The organism is Vibrio sp. RC2502, assembly GCF_054850435.1.
The window spans coordinates 2,886,494-2,903,471 of the sequence record NZ_CM141453.1 but is presented as its reverse complement, the minus strand read 5'-3'; the positions used below and the strand labels follow the sequence as shown (position 1 = coordinate 2,903,471).

Here is a 16,978-nt window from a genome sequence, read left to right as displayed (position 1 = left end):
CTTGAGGAACAAACCAATGTTATTGTTCGAAGAGCTCTGTATGCAGCTTCTGAATGGCTTGCTTCGCCACTGACTCATTCACAAGGAAGCATAGGTTATGAGGGCTTGCTCCATAACAGATCATGCGTAAGTTCAAATCTTCTAGCGTACCAAACACTTGCTTCGCATAGCCTTTACGTTCACTCATCTTGTTACCAATCAAGGCTACCAAACAAAGGTCATGTTCTACTTCGACCTTACACAACTCTTCCAACTCTTCACGTGCTGCTTGAGGAAGTTGTGGTGCGCCGCCTGAGGTATCAGTTTGATCTAGCGTGAGTGACACACTGATTTCTGATGTGGTGATAAGGTCTACCGAAATTTTGTGCTTGGCTAAAATCTCAAATACTTTTGCTAAGAAGCCGTACGCATGGAACATGTTCGCACTACGTAGAGTGACCATCGTTTGATTACAACGCAGAGCGAGAGCTCGGAATAGTGGTGAGCTTTCGACTTGATGACGAATCCACGTGCCGCCTTTTTCTGGTTCTTTGGATGAGCCAACAAAAACCGGGATATCATGGCGCAGAGCAGGGACCAGTGTTGATGGGTGTAATATTTTCGCACCAAAGTTAGCCATTTCAGAGGCTTCACTAAAACTGATCTCGGGGATTGGTGACGCTTTTGGTGCGATGCGAGGATCGGTCGTGTAAATACCAGGAACATCTGTCCAAATTTCAAGTCCAGATGCTTTCACACCTTCAGCAATCAAGGCTGCACTGTAGTCGCTACCACCACGGCCTAACGTTGTTGTATTGCCTTCTTCGTCAGAGCCTATGAAGCCCTGTGTGATGACGACAGAATCAAGGCATAAAGGGATAAGCTTCTCTTGGGCTAGTTGAGCAATGGCTTCGACATTCGGTTCTGCGCGACCAAAGTTGTCGTCGGTTCTTAGTACTTCACGAATATCAAATCGCACTGCATTGATACCACGCTCTCGCATGAGTTGCGCCAAAATGTGCGTCGACATTAACTCACCACATGCCACAAGGTGGTCGGTCAGTTTGGTGTTTGCTTGAATTGAGGCGGCTTCTGCAAGGCTGGTCACGGTATCTAAAATTCCGTACACCTCTGAAGAAGCTTCTGTCGCATCTTCCAATTGAGCCAAAATGGAATCATGGATCTCAGCTAGGTTTTTTAGTAACTCAGCACGGTGTTCCTGATCTTGAACTCCATTGGCCAGTTCTACCAAGATGTTGGTTACCCCAGAGCAAGCGCTGCTAACAACAAGGCGAGTATTTGGATTGTTTTCGATGATGGTGGCACAACGACTCATTGCCTCAAAATTGGCAACACTGGTCCCACCGAATTTAGCTACGTTAAATGCGCTCACTGCGTTTCTCCCACGACTTCCTAAAAAATATACACATCCAATGTTTTGTGAGGAAAGGAACAGAGCAAAAAGAGAGGTAGTTAGATTGTCATTTGAAAATGTACCCTCAGAAGCTCTTCATCAGACGGTGCTGATGACAGTTGATGGGACTCAACCCAAGTCAACCGACAAGCCAAACCCTGCAATTTTGACTTACCTCGGCACTACTCCCCCTGAATGATTGGTATTGGAATTGCGGTTCCACAAATCATCTGCCTGGGCAGTGCTCCTCTTCTACATAAAGCTCAAACATTGAACGGTTTTGACGTCACAATGTCAATCAATATTTCAACCAGAATGATGGTTTTTATTAACGAAATTGTGACAGTGGTTTGACCTCTATACTTAGGGCTAATTGCCGTGTGCAACAAAATACATTAGTGTGAAACCTTTGATGCCTGAATGTATTGCTAACCGAAATAAAAATTGCTCCTGTTTTCTGGTGAACGACTTGTTAAATAATTCAAGTGAGTTTTCTTGCAAAGCATGAAGAGTGACGATGTTTTGATGGCAAATAATTCTAAAAATGACTTCTTTCAGGCTAAATGACTGCAATCAAGGAGCTGACATGCCGATCCAAAGCTTTATTCCCCCTCACCGAATTTTAATGGGCCCTGGTCCTTCCGATGTTTATCCGCAGGTATTGCAAGCCCTTAGCCGTCCAACGGTTGGTCATCTAGACCCTCTGTTTATCGCGATGATGGATGAGCTTAAACAGCTGTTGAAATACGCTTTTCAAACCGAAAATGAGTTCACTATTGCGGTTTCTGCTCCAGGCAGTGCTGGGATGGAGACTTGTTTCGTTAACTTGATTGAGAAAGGTGACAAAGTCATCGTTTGTCGAAACGGTGTCTTTGGCGAGCGCATGCGTGAAAACGCTATTCGTGCTGGTGGTGAAGTGGTGCTAGTGGATGATGAATGGGGTGCGCCTGTTTCAGTAGATAAAGTTGAACAAGCACTACAGCAACATCCTGATACAAAAATTTTGGCTTTTGTACATGCTGAGACATCAACCGGTGCTGTCAGTGATGCGCAAACTCTAGGTAAGTTAGCCAAGCAATATAATGTGCTGTCGATTGTGGACGCCGTTACATCGTTAGGCGGCGTTCCGTTAAAAGTCGATGAATGGCAGCTTGATGCTGTGTACTCAGGCAGTCAAAAGTGTTTGTCGTGTGTGCCAGGCTTGTCTCCGGTGACGCTGTCTCCGGCTGCTATCGAAAAAATTCAATCGCGCACTACGCCAGTTCAAAGTTGGTTCCTCGATCAAAGCTTAGTGTTGGGGTATTGGAGTGGGGAAGGTAAGCGTAGCTACCATCACACCGCTCCAGTGAATAGCCTATATGCATTGCATGAAGCGCTGCTTGTGTTACAGAACGAGGGGCTTGAGAACGCGTGGGCTCGCCATCAATTGATGCATGAGAAGTTGAAAGATGGTCTTCAGAAACTGGGTTTTGAATTTGTAGTGGAAGAATCTTACCGTTTACCTCAATTGAACGCGATTTATGTGCCGGAAGGGATCGATGAAGCGAAAGTTCGCGCGCATCTACTTGAAACTTACAACCTTGAAATTGGTGCAGGGCTAGGTGCGTTAGCTGGCAAAGCATGGCGTATTGGATTGATGGGATACGGTGCTCGCGCGGAAAATGTCGCGCTGTGCTTGAAGGCTCTGGAAGAGTCTTTAACTGAGTAAGAGTTGCGCATTAGAGCGTCTCAAGAGCTTGGAACTCTATTACTCATAGACCAACAGGGCCTAAAATCGTTGGGCTGAAAACAAAAAAGCGAAGGAAGTCCTTCGCTTTTTTGTTTGTCTATTCCGCATCAGACACGCTAGGCGTTGCCGATTGGGCTTGTGAGGGTGGTTGATAATTTACTTGGCTAAAGTCGATGTTCGGAAATAGGAATTGAGCCTCAGCACGAATTTGTTCTGCTTTACTGCTGTCATCCAGTCCTTGATAAGCCAAGATCAAGTTATTGTAGAACGCAGGGCGTGGCTTATCTTTAATGATCTGCAATGACCAATCAATATAAGGTTGAATCAAACTTGGATCTTGCTTGTACAGACCAATATTCAAAAAGGTACTGTAAACGTCCCAGTCAAATCTGTCTTTCCATACGACCGGGTTACTTACCTGATTCAAAATATCAGGGTTAGTTGGTCGCGTAGTTTCGAACTTCGTCAGAATGTAGTTCGTGTGTAGTGCGCTCACCATATAGAAGGTAAACACGGCCGGAATTACCAAGCTAAAAACGCGCAGTAGACTTTTGGTCACTTTGCTAAACCCAACTTGGCGATAGCGCGAGACACGCTGGTCGACCCAATACAGCAAAATGATGAAAATCAGCCAGTGCACGAGAGAGTGATAAAACGGATATTCCAACTGAGAGTGAAGTACGATAGGAATGAATAACGCAAGCAACGCTAGGCGTGTGCCACGTTTGGCTTGATAAATCCTATGTAAAACCAATCCCATTGCGAGGATTATGCCTAATACAGGCAGAAGCCCACCTTCTACGCCCCAGTACAACATTTCATTGTGTGGATGATCCATCGATGGCAAGCCTGCAGGATAGTTCTCATTCAGCGCATGCTGGCGCGCGGTGTACAGCATGTACTCAGATTCAAACTTACCGTAACCGTAGCCAGTGAACGGTTTCTCGATCACCATATCCAAGGTTTGAGGGAAAGTGTACGCTCGAGGTGATTCCATATTCACTTTCTCAGCCGCCAGTCCACTTCCATCCGGGAATGCAATGCTCATTACAACGAACGAGAGCACCAAGCCCGTAACCAAAGCTGCGATCCAGCGAATAAAGCGGCCTTTGGTTGCAAAGCGATACATATACGGAATCACTAACAACAAACCGATGATGGTCGCTAGCCATCCTGTGCGCGAAGCTAACGCGACAATCAACGGCAAGGTAACAACAGGTACGGCATACAAAAGGTAAACGTCGCTTAGCTTACGTGAATACTTATAGGGTTGGCGAGCTAGAAGGTAACTGGCAATGACTAATCCAGTAGCGAGAAAGCTTGCCATCACATTCGGTTGCTGAAAGATCCCGTACGGACGGTTAGCAATCGTGTCGTAGCCGAAAGGATTCCCTGGTTTTAGAAAAAGATATTGCGTCAGACCAAATAGAGCTTCAATCACGACAGCCAGTACGATGAACCAAAGTAACCGTTGGCGATGCTTATTACTGAAATGAAATTGCTGTAAGACAACAAAAAACAGGAAACCACTCCACAGGCCGATAAGTTTGTTCGCTGCCAGAGTGCTGTCCGCATTGGGGTAGAATACTGGCAACGTCATGATGATCGCGCTGATCAGTAACCCGATGGTTAGCTTTGAATAGCGTAAAATGCGGTTACTCGCGAGCTGATAGCAACCGATACCTAACGCAAAGCTAAATGCAATCCACGTTGTTGCGTTGAAGGATAAGGCTAACCCTGATCCACCTGGATTGGGCATAAAAAAGTGCATGGCCAGTAAAAACAGAACGGCCAAGGCGATGAGAAACTTGCGATTGAGAGGAACTTGTACTTTTTCAGGAGAAAGTTTGGTTCCACTTACATGTATAGTAGCCATATATATTGCGTTGTTTTGAATGAAAAAAGACCAGCGTTGGCTGGTCTTTGTACTTTACCCGTTTTTTCTATTTCAACATAGGCTTAAGGAATCGAGCTGTGTGCGAACCTTCGATCTGAGACACATCTTCTGGTGTTCCCTGGGCAATGATCTCTCCGCCGCCTTGTCCGCCTTCTGGTCCTAAGTCGATGATCCAGTCTGCTGTTTTGATGACGTCCAAGTTATGCTCGATAACCACAACGGTATTCCCGTGATCGCGCAGGCGATGAAGTACGGTCAATAGCTGCTGAATATCATGGAAGTGCAGACCAGTTGTTGGCTCATCTAGAATGTACAAGGTTTTACCCGTATCACGCTTGGATAGCTCTCTTGCCAATTTCACTCGCTGCGCTTCGCCGCCTGATAATGTGGTTGCCGCTTGACCTAAACGAATGTAAGACAGACCAACGTCCATTAGAGTTTGCAGCTTGCGGGCAATCGCAGGAACAGGATCGAAGAAGGTGCGAGCATCCTCGACGGTCATTTCCAGTACTTCATCGATGGTTTTGCCTTTGTAGCGTACTTCCAGTGTTTCGCGGTTATAGCGCTTCCCTTTACACACATCACATGGCACGTACACGTCTGGTAAGAAGTGCATCTCGACTTTGATAACACCATCCCCCTGACAAGCTTCACAGCGACCACCGCGAACATTAAAACTAAAGCGGCCAGGTTTGTAACCACGTGAACGTGATTCCTGCGTACCAGCAAACAGCTCGCGAATAGGGGTAAAGATTCCCGTGTACGTCGCAGGGTTCGAGCGTGGTGTTCGGCCAATTGGGCTTTGATCGATGTCGATAACCTTATCGAAATGTTCTAGACCTTTAATCGACTTATAAGGCGATGGGTGTGCAGTAGTAGCGCCATTGAGTTGGGTGTGTGCAATTTTGAAGAACGTATCGTTGATCAAGGTTGATTTACCGGAGCCAGACACGCCAGTAATACAGCTAAACAATCCGACAGGAATAGACAAGTCGACGTTCTTCAGGTTGTTACCTGTTGCGCCTAGTAGCTCGACGGTTTTCTTTGGATCGCGAGGGGTACGCTCTTTAGGGACTGCTATCTCTTTTGCGCCACTTAGATATTGACCTGTGAGAGAGTTCGGGTTGGCGATGATCTCGTCCATGGTTCCTTCGGCAACAACATTACCGCCGTGTACCCCCGCTCCCGGGCCAATATCAATCACGTGATCGGCACAGCGAATGGCATCTTCATCGTGTTCTACCACGAGTACGGTATTACCTAAATCGCGCAAATGAGTCAGTGTTTTTAGGAGTCGTTCGTTATCACGCTGGTGGAGGCCAATCGACGGTTCATCTAAGACGTACATGACACCAACAAGACCTGCACCAATTTGGCTCGCTAAGCGAATGCGTTGTGCTTCGCCACCGGATAGCGTCTCTGCACTCCGGGATAAATTAAGGTAGTTCAAGCCCACATTTACAAGGAACTGTAGACGATCATTGATCTCCTTCATGACCTTTTCTGCAATTTGCGCACGTTGACCTTCTAGCTTGAGTGTTTGGAAGAAGGTAAGGGCATCTGCAATACTGAGCTCAACGATCTCAGGTAAGGTAGTATCGGCAATAAATACATTACGTGCTTCAAGGCGTAGACGAGTACCGCCACAGCTTGAGCATGATTTTGTCGAGATGTATTTAGCCAACTCTTCTCGAACTGAGTTGGACTCGGTGTCGCGGTAACGACGTTCAAGCGTATTTAAAATCCCTTCGAATGGGTGGCGCTTTACGCGAATGTCGCCGCGATCATTGATGTATTTAAACTCGATCTCGGTGCGGCCTGAGCCTTTGAGAATAACGTCTTGCGTTTTCTTTGGCAGAGAGTTGAACGGAGCATGCAAATCAAATCCATAATGATCCGCCAATGAAGTCAGCATTTGGAAGTAATAGTAATTCTTTTGATCCCAACCACGAATGGCACCTTGTGCCAAACTGAGTGAGTCATCTTGAATCACTCGGTTTGGATCAAAATACTGTTGTACACCCAAGCCATCACAAGTTCCACACGCGCCTGCTGGGTTGTTAAATGAGAACAATCTCGGTTCCAGCTCTTGCATGCTGTAGCCACATTGCGGACAAGCGAAGTTCGCTGAAAAGATGATTTCTTCCCCATCGCCATCCATCGGAGCAACCACCGCAATACCACCAGAAAGCTCTAGCGTCGTCTCAAATGACTCTGCTAAACGTTGTTGCAGATCTGGGCGAACTTTGAATCGGTCGACCACGACTTCAATGGTGTGTTTTTTGTGTAGCTCAAGTGTTGGAGGATCTGAAAGATCGCAAGTTTCGCCGTCAATACGCGCTCGAATAAAACCTTGTGCGGCAAGGTTTTCTAGTGTTTTTACATGCTCACCTTTGCGCTCTTTTACGATTGGAGCAAGCAGCATCATTTTGCTGCCTTCTGGCAGTTCCAATACTTTATCCACCATTTGGCTGACAGTTTGTGCGGCTAATGGGGCGTGGTGAGTAGGACAGCGTGGTTCACCAACACGAGCGTAAAGCAGACGTAAGTAGTCGTAAACTTCGGTGATGGTACCGACGGTTGAGCGAGGGTTATGCGATGTCGATTTTTGTTCAATAGAAATCGCCGGTGATAAACCTTCGATATGGTCGACATCTGGTTTTTCCATAAGAGACAAAAACTGACGAGCATAAGCAGACAGTGATTCGACATAACGTCGTTGGCCTTCTGCATATAAGGTATCGAATGCGAGAGAGGACTTACCGGAGCCACTTAACCCAGTAATTACTGTCAGTTTATCGCGAGGAATAGTCAGATTGATGTCTTTGAGGTTATGGGTTCGGGCACCGCGAACTTCTATTTTATCCATCATTTTTGCTCTATGTATAACCAAGTTGGGCAAGTATTACATAGTGTGAGAAATGTGCAAAGGAATACTGGACAAAAAAACAGTAAACAAAAAGCCCGGTATAAAACCGGGCTTTAGAGTCTAGGCTGATGAAAGGTTTACACTTCTTTCTTTGTTGCGTGCTTACCTAATTCAGACTTCTTTTCATCTTTTAGGTACAAGTTTTCGAAACAGTAGTTTGTTGCTTCAATGTAGCCTTCTACGCTACCGCAATCAAAGCGCTTACCTTTGAATTTATATGCGAGAACACAACCTGCTTTTGCTTGTTTCAGCAGCGCATCCGTAATTTGGATTTCACCACCTTTACCTGGCTCTGTGTTTTCGATCAGTTCAAAAATATCAGGGGTAAGGATGTAACGACCAATGATCGCAAGATTGCTTGGCGCTGTGCCTGGTTCTGGTTTTTCTACCATGTCATCTACGCGGTAGATGTCATCTTTGATCATTTCACCAGAAATCACGCCGTATTTGTGCGTCTCATCAGCAGGTACTTCTTGTACTGCCACGATAGAACAGCGGAATTGCTTAAACAGCGCAACCATTTGAGCAAGAACACCTTCTTCCTCGTTCACACACAAGTCATCGGCAAGTACTACAGCGAAAGGTTCATCACCAACCAGTTCACGACCCGTTAGAATCGCGTGGCCTAGACCTTTCATTTCACGTTGGCGAATGTAGGTAAAGTTCGCTGATTCAATGATCTCACGAATATCGACAAGTAACTCTTCTTTGTTGGTACCGCTAATTTGGTGCTCAAGCTCGTAGTTCTTATCAAAGTGATCCATGATTGAGTGTTTGCCACGGCCTGTCACAATACACATACCGTTCATACCAGCTTGAATTGCCTCTTCAACGCCGTATTCAATCAACGGTTTGTTCACTACTGGCATCATTTCTTTTGGCATTGATTTTGTAGCTGGAAGAAAGCGCGTGCCATAGCCTGCAGCAGGGAACAGACATTTTTTAATCATTGGGGGAATATCCTTTCTCGTCATTATCAAGAATCTGCGCAACACTTTAACACGAGAGTCGCGCATGAATCATGAATAAAGTAGGAAAAAATGTGAGACGCAGTGCGGAAAAAAGCATGATCAGTCAGGCCGTGCCGCTGTTGAGGAGCTATGTCTAACAATAATCAGGAAACTTACCCTCTCCTTGTGTTCACTATTCGACTCGCTGGGCTCGTAATCTCTGGTTCTATTAGTCGTCTTAATACATGAATGTAAGGTTAAGACATCAAGTTTTGATCGGCCCAAGCGATGGCTTGAACTCGGTTTTTCACTGAGAGCTTTTTAAAGATCTGATACAGGTGCGACTTGATCGTAAATTCGCTAACAAACAGTTCTTCTGCCATCTGGCTATTCGATGCTCCAGCTTGCAGACAACGCAGCACTTGCAGTTCGCGAATGGTGAGATCGACGGTTGCTGGCGCGGTGTGAGTATTTATCACATTTCGATAGTAGTGCAGCAGTTGGCTGGTTACGTTGCGTGGTAGCCAGTTTTGCCCGTTGACAATGCCTTTCAGTCCTTCGCCTACTTGTTCTAAAGAATCTTCGCTGTAAAACAAGCCTTTTAATTGACCGAAGGCGAGCAGTTCATCCGTAGTGAGGCGTTTTGGAACGTTGAACACGACCGTCTCAAAGTTCTTCCAAACCAATGGCAGGTTTTTAATCGATTGAACGAGTGATTTATGTTCACTGAAGTCAATGAGTAGAATTTTATTTCGATGTTCGGGTTTCGCTTCCATTAGGGCATCGGTTGAGATTACAGGAATGCTCATATCGATGTACTTTTCTAATGATGCGACTTTCTGCGCAGCATCGTCTTCCATACTAATCAGAAATAGCTTTCTTGCGTAAGCCGACTTTCTCACGTGTTCAAATCTCCCAAGGTTCAGTAGAGGCCGTAAGTTGGCATTAAAGTATGGGGAGAGCTATAGCTTTGGTGAATAAATGCGTTGAGATTCAAAGGTTCACGAATGAAGTCTGCAACGCGAATCAAAAATGCTACATATGAAAGTTGAACTGAGATTTTGGTTCTAGCGTAGGGCGTGATCGAACACAATGGCATTGGGCTTTAACCAAAACATCAAAGCGTGTATTCTATTGCGCTAAAATTAATATACAGATCCAGAGTGAAACGGAGCACATCATGGCCAGCCGTGGAATTAACAAAGTTATTTTGGTGGGGAATCTAGGTAACGACCCTGAAATTCGTTACATGCCTAATGGCGGTGCGGTAGCAAACATCACGATTGCTACTTCTGAGTCATGGCGTGACAAAGCGACTGGCGAACAGCGCGAAAAAACAGAATGGCACCGTGTTGTGTTGTTCGGTAAGTTGGCAGAAGTTGCTGGTGAATACCTGCGTAAAGGTTCACAAGTTTACGTTGAAGGCCAACTTCAAACTCGTAAATGGCAAGACCAAAGTGGCCAAGATCGCTACTCAACAGAAGTTGTGGTTCAAGGTTTCAATGGCGTAATGCAAATGCTTGGTGGCCGTGCTCAAGGTGGCGCTCCTGCAATGGGCGGTCAACAACAGCAGCAAGGCGGTTGGGGTCAACCTCAACAACCGGCTCAGCAGCAATACAATGCACCTCAACAGCAGCAACAGGCTCCGCAGCAACCACAGCAGCAATACAACGAGCCACCAATGGATTTTGATGACGATATTCCGTTCTAAATCCCCGCTATGTTTGAATCGAAAAGGCCGCGAATATCGCGGCTTTTTTATTGCCTGAATTCAGCATGTGAGCCCGATCTTTTTAATCACTTCGCACTAACGATAAAGCTTATCAATGAAAGCAATTCTCTATATGCTTCAAACTCTCACAATCAGACTAATCCGATTGTTTGCCGAGCACTTATCAAGTATAAATATTTCAATAAGGTATATGATGAATAGAAAAGGAATTTGGTATTCATGAGGTATACCCCAACTCTTAAGCTAAGCACGCGGCTGGTGGCTTTTGTCACCATGATCGTTATATGCGCAATGTTTATCTTGTTTGTCGGCGGCACCCTCTCTTTCAAACGACTTGGGCAAGAATATCTTACCCACTACTTGGAAGGGATTGTCGAGGTTGTTGATAAAGAGATGGAAGATCCTGATGCAGCTTATTCTATGCAGCGTTGGATGCCCAAAATGTTGCAAGCAAGCAACATCGTTGAAATGACGCTCTCGACAAACAACGCCGTCGTTTATCGGTTCAAAGACACTTCGCATCAAATAGAAGCGTCGGCCTTGTTTGAAACTGAGTACCAGTTAACTCACAATCAAGACTATGTCATCCGCTTTAAAGCCATCCCTCCTTACTTAGGTTACAGCTACTCCATGCAGGCGTTGTGGTCGATCACTCTCGCCGTTATTTTGATCATCTTTTGTTTGATGCGCGGTGTTGCGTGGCTAAAAGAGCAGCTTGCTGGTTCAGAAATGCTGGAAGAGCGAGGAAGAATGATCTTGGCGGGGCGAGTTGAGCAATACGCCAAGGGAGATAAAAAAGAGTGGCCTTACACCGCGAGTGAAGCACTTGACGTGTTGATTGAAGAATTACAGGATGCGCGCCAGGAGCGCAGCCGCTTTGATACCTTTATCCGCACTCAAACTTTTCTCGATAAGCTCACTGGAACAGCCAATCGAGTGCTCTTTGATAGCAAGCTGGAATCGGCTCTTTTAGAGAGTGGCGCACGTGGCGCGGTCTTGCTGATTCGTATTCAAGATTGGAAGCTCGTGGAAGAAGAGCAAGATAAGCAAATCACCGATGAGTTTATTGTTGAAGTCGGCAGCTTGTTATCCAATTTAGTGCAGCGTTACCCTGATGTGGTGTTCTCGCGTTATTACGATGCCGATTTTGCACTGTTCTTACCTCATCAAAGCGCCAAAGATGTTGCCAACTTGGCCTCACAATGTATTCGTCAACTAGAGAAACTTACGCCGCCAGATCCGCTCGACCCCGACAACTGGTGCCATATTGGTATCACTATGTACAAAGAGGGAGAGCGACACAGCCAAATTATTGATGAGGCGGAAACGGCACTCAGAAGTGCGCAGCTACAAAACAACAATAACTGGAGCCGTTTTAAGAAATGGAACCACGATGAAGAAGCGCGCGGAAGTGTGAGATGGCGTACGTTATTTGATACGGCACTTACATCAGAAAGTGTGATACTCTACGCACAATCGGTTTACTCAATAAGTGATGCGACGCATAAAAAAGCCTTACACGAAGAGTTAACATGTCGAATTCGGGATCCTGAAAATGGCATTGTTAAAGCGTCCCGATTTATCTCTGCTATCAGACAAGTGGGCTATGAAGCTCAAATGGATAGAGCTGTACTTCATAAATTCTTAAAAGACTTTAAAGAGAATTTTGACAGCTCTAAAAATTATGCTCTAAATCTAAATGTGACGCCTTTTTCGAGTCGCGAATACTTCAAGTGGTTTCGTGATGAACTCTTACAGTTGTCACGCGAGCAGAGAAAGTGTCTCAATTTTGAGTTTGTGGAAGCACAATTTGTAAGACACTTAGACTTTATGCGACCAGTCGCTAAAATGCTGGCCGGTTTGGGATGCCATCTCATGGTGGGGCAAGCGGGACGAACCATCGTCAGCACTCACTACCTAAAAGAAGTGGACATTCGTTATCTCAAGCTTCATCGCAGCTTGGTAGCAAAAATCGATCAGCGACATGAGAACCAGCTTTTTGTCCGCAGTATGCTAGGTGCAGCGGCGAACAGCAAAACCAAAATCATAGCAGTGGGAATTGAGAATCAACAAGAGCTAAACACGCTTCTTGAATTAGGTGTGTACGGCGGACAAGGACGCTATTTTTCTGCAGAGCAGCAATATCTTCCTCGCCCACAAACAGCGCAACATTCTCAATCAGAATCCCAAGTTAAATTGGGAAGACGAAATCGCTGGCGGAAAAAATAAAGATAATAATCATGGAATTTAAAGCAGTATTCGACAAGCTGATGCGATCATCTGGTGGTGGTCGCTCTTGTTTTTTGGTTATTCAGCCAGACGCAGTTTATTTATCATCACCAGCTAAAAGTGGCCGTCCGTCTCAGTTTGAAATTTCTGAATCAAATTGGGAACGCGCTGTTGAGCAAGCGTTAAGCGTGGCCGCGAGCGCTTATGATTCTCTGACCGTAGTGCTGTCACACAACTACTATCAGATGTATCAAATCGACAAGCCAGCCATGCCACGCCAAGAGTGGTCGGTGGCGCTGCCGTTTTTACTCAAAGAGCTTATTTCTGAGCGTGCCATCGACATCATCGCTGATGCGGTAGAGCTACCAAACTCAAGTAAAGTGCAAGCTTATGTTTTATCAAGAAAGATGCTTGATAAAATTGTGCTACTGGCTAGTCGTGCTCAATTGCCGTTAGAAGCGATCATTCCGGAAGATGATGTTTGGGGTGATACCGCTGGTGAGCTTGGTAACTTTTTGTTGCTGCAACGCAGCGCGCGTGGGCATTTCCGCATCAGTGCTTTTGTTGAGCACACCATTGCATTTCATCGTTCGATTCGTAGCGTGACACCTCCTCTTACTGGCGTACCGTCAAGCGAGCTACAGATGGACAGTTTGTCTCTGGAGCTGCAACGTTCGATAGATTACCTCTCTGCTCAGCTTCGTCAGGTTCAGTTACACCAATTGAAAGTGTGCTGTGATGAAGAAGATGAGAACGAATTGGTTCAGTCGCTTAACTACCGCTTAAGCACCAAAGTATCGTCACTACTGCCTGAAGAACATGAACTCTCTGGTCATGTGCTTGCGGATGCGGCGGCGGCGTCTACAAATCGACGCGTCAATCTATATCCTGATCATTTAAAGCCGAAAAAAGATCTCCTTACGCTAAAAAATGTGGCGATTTCTTGGGGTGCGGCTGCGGCTGTGATTCTGTTGTCTTACGGCTACGTGTCTTGGCAAAGTGAAGGTTTGGAAGATGAAATCGCGATTGTGAAAGGCAAGGGCGATATTCTTAAGTCTGACTTAGATTACTACCAAGTGAAGCTGCGTAAGCATCAGCCTGATCCAAATAAGTTAGCGGCCAAAGCGCGTCTAGAGCGTGAAGTCAAAGCTAAGCGAGATTCCTTGAAAGCGGTGGGCAAGTACGATGATTCGCAACGCACGGGTTACTCAGGTGTGATGCAGTCATTAGCAAAATTGGGCAACCAAGAAATCTCTTTATCCGAAATTCGCATCAACAACAACACCTTGGATTTAAAAGGCTTAGCGAAAGCTCCGAGTTCAGTGCCGAGTTGGGTTAGCCAGTTCAAGAATGAGATCAGTCTTGTTGGGCGAACATTTGACGACGTGAAAATCGGTCGCAATGAGAAAGACATAGTGACGTTTGAGTTGAAAACGCGCGAGGATAAAGAGAAATGAACGAATTCTGGAGCTCATTAGAAGAGCGCTTTGGAGACATGAGCGCGCGCGAGAAAATGCTGGTGGCGCTGTGTGGCTTCGTGACTGTAGTTATGTTGCTGTTTACGTTGGTGCTAGAACCTAAGCTCAATCAGATCTCAAACAATGAAAGACAGCTGAGTAACTTAAAGCAGTCAAACCAAAAAACAGAAATTGATATTTTACGTGTTAAGGCTCAATTGAAGAAAGATCCAAACGCAGATATTGATTTGGAAATTTCCAACCTGTTGACGGAAAGTCAGCATCTTTCGATGCAGTTGTCGCAAATTATTGAACACTTGGTAACGCCTTCACAAATGGCGGGCGTATTAGAGAGCGTATTAGAGCAGCAAAGTGGCATTCACTTGGTGTCATTGCAGACTCTGCCATCTGAGCCGATCACAGAAGATAAAGAAGCATCACAATACTCTGGCTACTACGTACACCCAGTACGCATGGAGCTAACTGGTGACTACTTTTCTATCGCCAACTACTTAAACAAGTTAGAGAGCTTACCTGCCAGCTATTTTTGGCGTAGCTTCAGTTACAAAGTAGAAGAATATCCAAAAGCGAAGTTAGTGCTTGAAGTGTACACATTAGGTTCTCGAGAGGAGTTTATCGGTGGTTAAAAAACTCATTATCTCAATCGCGGCTATCGCCTTGTCTGGTTCAGTCTTGGCAAATCAGGATCCAACTGCACCACTTGGTTGGCAAAAACCAGCAGAGGTGTCTGCCAAGCCCAAAGCGAAACAATACCGCTTGCCGACACTGAACAGCATTGTCTGTAAGCCAAATACCGAATGTGTCGCAATCATGAATAACCGACTTGTCGAACAGGGTGAACTGTTTAACGGTTATCGAGTAGCAAGCATTAATAGTGAATTTGTAACTTTAAAGCGTGGTAGCCGTCAGTGGAACCTTGAGCTTTTTGGTTTAAACGTAAAAAAATAATAACCAGAGCCTGATCAGATATGCGCAAATTAGTTGTAGGAATAACGATTGCTTCTTTAATGGGATGTTCGATGGGTCACCGCGATCCGGTTGAAGTGAAGCAAGCTCTCAATGAATCTATCAATCAAGCGAATAGCCGCGCGTTGGAGGAAATTCCTTCTTCGGTAGAAGCGGATCTTATGCCTAACTTAGACTCCAATGTTTCTTCTGATAACGGAACGTCAAAGCGTTTTCGTATCCAAGCCAATGCAGTAGAGGCGAGAAGTTTCTTTGCTTCATTGGTAAAAGGGACAGAATACAGCGTTGCGATTCATCCAGCGGTTCAAGGCAATATCACGGTCAACCTTTCTGACGTGACATTAGATGAAGTGCTTAGCGTTGTACAAAATATGTACGGTTACGATGTCATGAAATCGGGCAAAGTAATCCAAGTTTATCCGGCAGGTATGCGTACGGTGACGATTCCAGTCGACTACCTACAGTTTAAACGCTCAGGTCGCTCACTGACGAGCATTGTCACGGGCTCCATTACTTCGGCTGGTACGTCTAGTTCTGGTGGTAGCTCTGACAGTTCAGACTCTTCAGATTCCAACAACAGCAACAACGGCAATGATAGCTCGACGACATCAACAGGCGGAACGCGCATTGAAACTATCACCGAAAGTGATTTTTGGCCAATGTTGCAACAAGCGGTGGCGAACTTAATTGGTTCGGGTAAAGGCCAAAGTGTGGTAGTTACGCCACAAGCTGGCGTGATCACCGTGCGAGCTTTCCCTGATGATATTCGTGAAGTGCGTGAGTTTTTGGGTGTGTCTCAAGAACGAATGCAGCGCCAGGTGATTCTTGAAGCGAAAATCTTAGAAGTCACGCTCAGCGATGGTTACCAGCAAGGTATTAACTGGTCGAACTTATCGACGTCAATTGGTAACTCAGGTAGTATCATTGTTAATCGCCCCGCTTCTGCTCTGCCTCCATTAGATGCGATTGGTACGCTTCTTGGCGGTCAAACCAACGTTACGATCTCTGATGGTAACTTCGAGGCGGTATTAAACTTTATGTCGACCCAAGGCGACCTAAATGTGCTCTCAAGCCCACGTATTACTGCGGCGAACAACCAAAAATCAGTGATCAAAGTTGGTACCGATCAGTACTTCGTGACTGAGCTTTCCAGTAATGCGGGTAATGGTGAAAACTCTAATGCGGTCCCTGAAGTAGAACTGACGCCATTCTTCTCGGGTATTTCACTTGATGTGACTCCACAAATCGACAACAAGGGCAATGTGTTCCTTCACGTCCACCCTGCAGTTATTGAAGTAACGGAAGAGGTAAAACAGCTAAACCTTGGCGGTCAATTCCAAAACATTCAATTGCCGTTAGCAAAAAGCTCGATTCGCGAATCTGATTCGGTCATTCGTGCGAAAGATGGCGATGTTGTGGTTATCGGCGGCTTAATGAAGCAACAAAATGTCGAGCAAGTGTCAAAAGTCCCATTCCTTGGCGACGTGCCAGCTCTGGGTCACTTGTTCCGCAACACTTCGAATGTGACACAAAAAACCGAGCTAGTTATTCTGCTTAAACCGACCGTTGTTGGCGTGAACTCTTGGCAAAAAGAGCTAGAGCGCTCGCGTGATTTGCTGCAAGAGTGGTTCCCTGATGCGCAATAAGCGCAGAAGAAACGTTAGCTTTTCAAAGA

At 45.7% G+C, this 16,978-nt stretch carries 12 protein-coding genes and 1 riboswitch; of the genes, 7 read left to right on the top strand and 5 right to left on the bottom strand.

The features are described 5' to 3' along the window. Positions 1-19 precede the first annotated feature (19 nt). Complete coding sequence (lysC, locus tag ACYJZR_RS13520; RefSeq protein WP_005480997.1) at positions 20-1,372, bottom strand: lysine-sensitive aspartokinase 3; 1,353 nt, start codon at positions 1,370-1,372, stop codon at positions 20-22. Positions 1,373-1,474: 102 nt separating this feature from the next. Continuing rightward, positions 1,475-1,653: riboswitch (Lysine riboswitch) on the bottom strand. Between the two features lie 326 nt (positions 1,654-1,979). On the opposite strand from lysC, the gene ACYJZR_RS13515 reads away from it, so the two are divergent. Continuing rightward, entirely contained in the window at positions 1,980-3,101 is a 1,122-nt protein-coding gene (locus tag ACYJZR_RS13515; RefSeq protein WP_025506344.1) for a pyridoxal-phosphate-dependent aminotransferase family protein, read from the top strand. A 118-nt stretch (positions 3,102-3,219) separates the two neighbouring features. On the opposite strand, the gene ACYJZR_RS13510 is transcribed toward ACYJZR_RS13515, so the two are convergent. The 4 genes from ACYJZR_RS13510 to ACYJZR_RS13495 form a co-directional block, all read right to left on the bottom strand. Beyond that, a complete protein-coding gene (locus ACYJZR_RS13510) occupies positions 3,220-4,998 on the bottom strand; it encodes a PglL family O-oligosaccharyltransferase (protein ID WP_025498806.1) in 1,779 nt (592 codons plus the stop codon). Positions 4,999-5,065: 67 nt separating this feature from the next. Beyond that, positions 5,066-7,888, bottom strand: coding sequence for an excinuclease ABC subunit UvrA (gene uvrA / locus ACYJZR_RS13505; protein WP_005497272.1), 2,823 nt, complete (start codon positions 7,886-7,888; stop codon positions 5,066-5,068). A 137-nt stretch (positions 7,889-8,025) separates the two neighbouring features. Further along, the gene (galU, locus tag ACYJZR_RS13500; protein ID WP_005466627.1) at positions 8,026-8,898 is read right to left on the bottom strand and encodes a UTP--glucose-1-phosphate uridylyltransferase GalU; all 873 of its coding nucleotides are present in this window, start codon (positions 8,896-8,898) and stop codon (positions 8,026-8,028) included. A gap of 257 nt (positions 8,899-9,155) precedes the next feature. Beyond that, on the bottom strand, positions 9,156-9,800 hold the full coding sequence (locus tag ACYJZR_RS13495) for a LuxR C-terminal-related transcriptional regulator (RefSeq protein WP_005480993.1): 645 nt from the start codon (positions 9,798-9,800) through the stop codon (positions 9,156-9,158). A 278-nt stretch (positions 9,801-10,078) separates the two neighbouring features. On the opposite strand from ACYJZR_RS13495, the gene ACYJZR_RS13490 reads away from it, so the two are divergent. The 6 genes from ACYJZR_RS13490 to mshL all read left to right on the top strand — a co-directional run bounded on the left by ACYJZR_RS13490 (position 10,079) and on the right by mshL (position 16,949). Then, positions 10,079-10,609, top strand: a complete 531-nt coding sequence (locus ACYJZR_RS13490) for a single-stranded DNA-binding protein (RefSeq protein ID WP_005466625.1) — start codon at positions 10,079-10,081, stop codon at positions 10,607-10,609. Positions 10,610-10,849: 240 nt separating this feature from the next. After that, positions 10,850-12,859, top strand: a complete 2,010-nt coding sequence (gene csrD / locus ACYJZR_RS13485) for an RNase E specificity factor CsrD (protein WP_406966393.1) — start codon at positions 10,850-10,852, stop codon at positions 12,857-12,859. 11 nt (positions 12,860-12,870) lie between these two features. Then, positions 12,871-14,316 (top strand): MSHA biogenesis protein MshI, encoded by a 1,446-nt coding sequence (locus ACYJZR_RS13480; RefSeq protein ID WP_140134661.1) that lies wholly within the window; start codon positions 12,871-12,873, stop codon positions 14,314-14,316. Next, positions 14,313-14,963, top strand: a complete 651-nt coding sequence (gene gspM, locus ACYJZR_RS13475; RefSeq protein WP_005497276.1) for a type II secretion system protein GspM — start codon at positions 14,313-14,315, stop codon at positions 14,961-14,963. Before ACYJZR_RS13480 ends, gspM begins: the two co-directional genes overlap by 4 nt. Next, on the top strand, positions 14,956-15,285 hold the full coding sequence (locus ACYJZR_RS13470; protein WP_005481006.1) for an MSHA biogenesis protein MshK: 330 nt from the start codon (positions 14,956-14,958) through the stop codon (positions 15,283-15,285). Before gspM ends, ACYJZR_RS13470 begins: the two co-directional genes overlap by 8 nt. A gap of 20 nt (positions 15,286-15,305) precedes the next feature. Beyond that, on the top strand, positions 15,306-16,949 hold the full coding sequence (mshL, locus tag ACYJZR_RS13465; protein WP_406966394.1) for a pilus (MSHA type) biogenesis protein MshL: 1,644 nt from the start codon (positions 15,306-15,308) through the stop codon (positions 16,947-16,949). The last annotated feature ends 29 nt before the right edge of the window (positions 16,950-16,978 follow it).

Bases quoted from the DNA above. Each gene is read 5' to 3' on its own strand.
- ACYJZR_RS13515 (WP_025506344.1), top strand. From the start codon at position 1,980: ATGCCGATCCAAAGCTTTATTCCCCCTCACCGAATTTTAATGGGCCCT.
- ACYJZR_RS13510 (WP_025498806.1), bottom strand. From the start codon at position 4,998: ATGGCTACTATACATGTAAGTGGAACCAAACTTTCTCCTGAAAAAGTA.
- uvrA (WP_005497272.1), bottom strand. From the start codon at position 7,888: ATGGATAAAATAGAAGTTCGCGGTGCCCGAACCCATAACCTCAAAGAC.
- galU (WP_005466627.1), bottom strand. From the start codon at position 8,898: ATGATTAAAAAATGTCTGTTCCCTGCTGCAGGCTATGGCACGCGCTTT.
- ACYJZR_RS13490 (WP_005466625.1), top strand. From the start codon at position 10,079: ATGGCCAGCCGTGGAATTAACAAAGTTATTTTGGTGGGGAATCTAGGT.
- csrD (WP_406966393.1), top strand. From the start codon at position 10,850: ATGAGGTATACCCCAACTCTTAAGCTAAGCACGCGGCTGGTGGCTTTT.
- ACYJZR_RS13480 (WP_140134661.1), top strand. From the start codon at position 12,871: ATGGAATTTAAAGCAGTATTCGACAAGCTGATGCGATCATCTGGTGGT.
- gspM (WP_005497276.1), top strand. From the start codon at position 14,313: ATGAACGAATTCTGGAGCTCATTAGAAGAGCGCTTTGGAGACATGAGC.
- mshL (WP_406966394.1), top strand. From the start codon at position 15,306: ATGCGCAAATTAGTTGTAGGAATAACGATTGCTTCTTTAATGGGATGT.